Below are 2,410 nucleotides of genomic sequence, written 5' to 3' on the forward strand. Positions count from 1 at the left end.
GTAGCGGCGCAGCAGCATGACGGTCGTCACGGCCGAACGAGGCGAGGTGGCCGAGGACGGACAGGGCGAGTCCGGTGCGGTGGTCCTCTTCGTCGAAGAGGTCGTCCGCACCGAACAGGTGGGCCTCGATCTCGCCGAGGGGGCCGTCGAGGTCCAGGTACAGGCGCGCGTAATACAGGGAGCGGTTCTCGACCTGCCAGTCCTGGCGCGGGTCGTGCAGCACGCACTGGTTGAGCGCCGCGAGGGCCTCGGGCCTGGGTGCGGCGAGGGCGTGCAGCGTGCCGTCGCCGCGGCCCCGCTGGAGGAGCCCGAGCAGGGTACCGCTCGGCGCTATGACTGGTTCGAACATGGGAAGGGCCTCAAATCAAGCTGGGGACGCGACCGGGAATCGGGATTCACAGAGCCGCGTAACAGCATGTGAGGACGTCCGCCGTCTGGTTCAGCTCGATGTAGACCATTGCCTTCTCACTCTCGTCGGTGCTTCGCGACCACGGCGGCCGGTGCGGCAGGGGTGGGGGTGGACACCCTTCGTGTCCAGCCCGCTCCTGCCCGTCCGTCATGTCCGCGAATCGAATCCGACGCCATGATGACCCAGGCGGTTTGTGCACCGCGACCACATTTAAGGGCGCCGTGACCAAGCCGTGAGGTGGCGGGGCCCATCGGGGCCCGGCGGCGCCCCGGAAAAAGCGGACTACTTGGCTCCGAAGAGTTCCAGCAGGTCGGCCTTGTTGAACATGCGCGCCGTGTCCACGGCGGAGGGGGTTCCGGCGTGGGGGTCGGCCCCGCCGACGAGCAGCGCGCGGATGACGGCCTCCTCGCCCTTGAAGACGGCACCGGCGAGGGGGGTCTGGCCCCGGTCGTTGGCGCGGTCCGCCTCGGCGCCGCGCTCCAGCAGGACCGTGACGGCCTCGGCGTGGCCGTGGTAGGCGGCGAGCATGACGAGGGTGTCGCCTCGGTCGTTGGTGAGGTTGGCCGGGACCCCGGCGTCCAGGTAAGCGGCCAGCATCGCGGCCTCACCCTGACGGGCGAGGTCGAAGATCTTGCCGGCCAGTTCGACGACGTCCTCGTCGGGGGCGTCCTGGTGCTCGCTCATCGGTCGTACCGCCTTTCGTTCTCCGGCTTGTCGGCTTGCCGCCCCCGGTAGGAGTTTCCCCAGGCCGGGAGGGCAGGACGGCGCACGGCACTGCGTCCGTACGGGTGAATCGCCAGGGTAGCGCCCGTCCCGGGACATGACGGGGGCGGTCCGAGGCAAGGATGCGTGGCGGCGGCGCCGCCCACACCGTGAGCGCCGAGCGCGCCAGTCAGGCGCGGCCGGTCAAGTGAAAAAACCCAGGATTCACCCGTCTGCACCTTTTATCGCATTGATACTTCCTGTGAGCCTGGAACAACTGATGGTGACCGTATCCACCCACCAGGAGCCTCGACTCATCAGGAGAACGTCACATGGTCCTGTCCATCTCAGGTGTCGTCCTGCTCGGCATCATCTGCTTCCTGTTCTTCAAGAAGGACGGGATGAAGCTGACGCACGCGTTCGTCTGCGCGCTGTTCGGCTTCTTCCTGGCCGGCTCCGCCATCGCCCCGAGCATCACGGCCAGTACCGCCAGCCTCGCGAGCCTGCTCGGCGGGATCAAGCTCTAACCCGCCCCGGCTCAAGGCCCGCACGGGTGCCGGCCCCGCCGGGGCTCCGGCCCCGCACGGGCCCTCCACGATCAGGCCCGCGGCCGCGGCCGCCTGGGTTCCGCCCAGCCCGCCGGCGCCCGGGCCCTGACGCCACCGTCCCGCACCACCACCACTCCAGGAGACGACCGTGGCCCGGCGCCCCCTCCCCCGCATCCTCAGCAGCGGCAGCGCGTCGCTCACCCGGGGCCGCGACCTCGCCCGCACGGCTGCCGACAACGCCACCGACGTGCTCCACCCGCTCATCGTCATCGGACGCGGCCTGCGGGTGCTGGCTTCCGCCGGGCGGCGCAGATGGGCGCAGACCCCGAAGGACAAGCGCGGTCCGGCGCTTTTCCTCGGGGCCGCCTGCGTCCTGGTGGTCGCGATCGTCCCCTACGGCCCCCTCGGCGCCCTGTTCGGCGTCATGGCGGCCGCCGCCTGGCACGGGCGCGACCGCTCGCCGGCCGGCTCCGGGCCCGGGGACGCCGAGGCCGAGCGGCTGCGCTCGCTGTACGAGGCGCTGGTGCCGTACTTCTCCGCCCCCGAGGACCCCAGCCCGCTCTTCTCCCACGGCGGGGCCTGGGAGGAGGCCTTCAGCGGCTACGAGTTCGACGGCGCGGGCCGGGTGAGCCGGCTCCGCATCCGCTACCCCGCCTACTTCACCGACGGCGAGACCGCCTCGCGGGCCCGGATCGAGGCCCTGCTGCACGCCAAGGCCGGGCGCGGCCGGGAGTACCTCTTCGACTGGGAC

At 71.2% G+C, this 2,410-nt stretch carries 2 protein-coding genes and 2 pseudogenes; 2 read left to right on the top strand and 2 right to left on the bottom strand.

Annotated features, from left to right (window positions below; genetic code table 11):
* Together SSNG_RS06055 and SSNG_RS06060 are read right to left on the bottom strand one after the other, a co-directional pair.
* Nucleotides 1-349, bottom strand: a pseudogene (locus SSNG_RS06055) (HEAT repeat domain-containing protein); the annotation flags it as partial.
* 342 nt (nt 350-691) lie between these two features.
* Complete coding sequence (locus SSNG_RS06060; RefSeq protein WP_007262922.1) at nt 692-1,093, bottom strand: ankyrin repeat domain-containing protein; 402 nt, start codon at nt 1,091-1,093, stop codon at nt 692-694.
* Between the two features lie 350 nt (nt 1,094-1,443).
* Between SSNG_RS06060 and SSNG_RS06065 the strand changes: the two genes are divergently transcribed.
* On the top strand, nt 1,444-1,638 hold the full coding sequence (locus SSNG_RS06065; RefSeq protein ID WP_007262923.1) for a hypothetical protein: 195 nt from the start codon (nt 1,444-1,446) through the stop codon (nt 1,636-1,638).
* Between the two features lie 169 nt (nt 1,639-1,807).
* Nucleotides 1,808-2,410 (top strand): annotated as a pseudogene (locus tag SSNG_RS06070) (hypothetical protein); the annotation flags it as partial.

It is taken from the genome of Streptomyces sp. C (assembly GCF_000158895.1).
Classification (GTDB): Bacteria; Actinomycetota; Actinomycetes; order Streptomycetales; family Streptomycetaceae; genus Streptomyces; species Streptomyces racemochromogenes.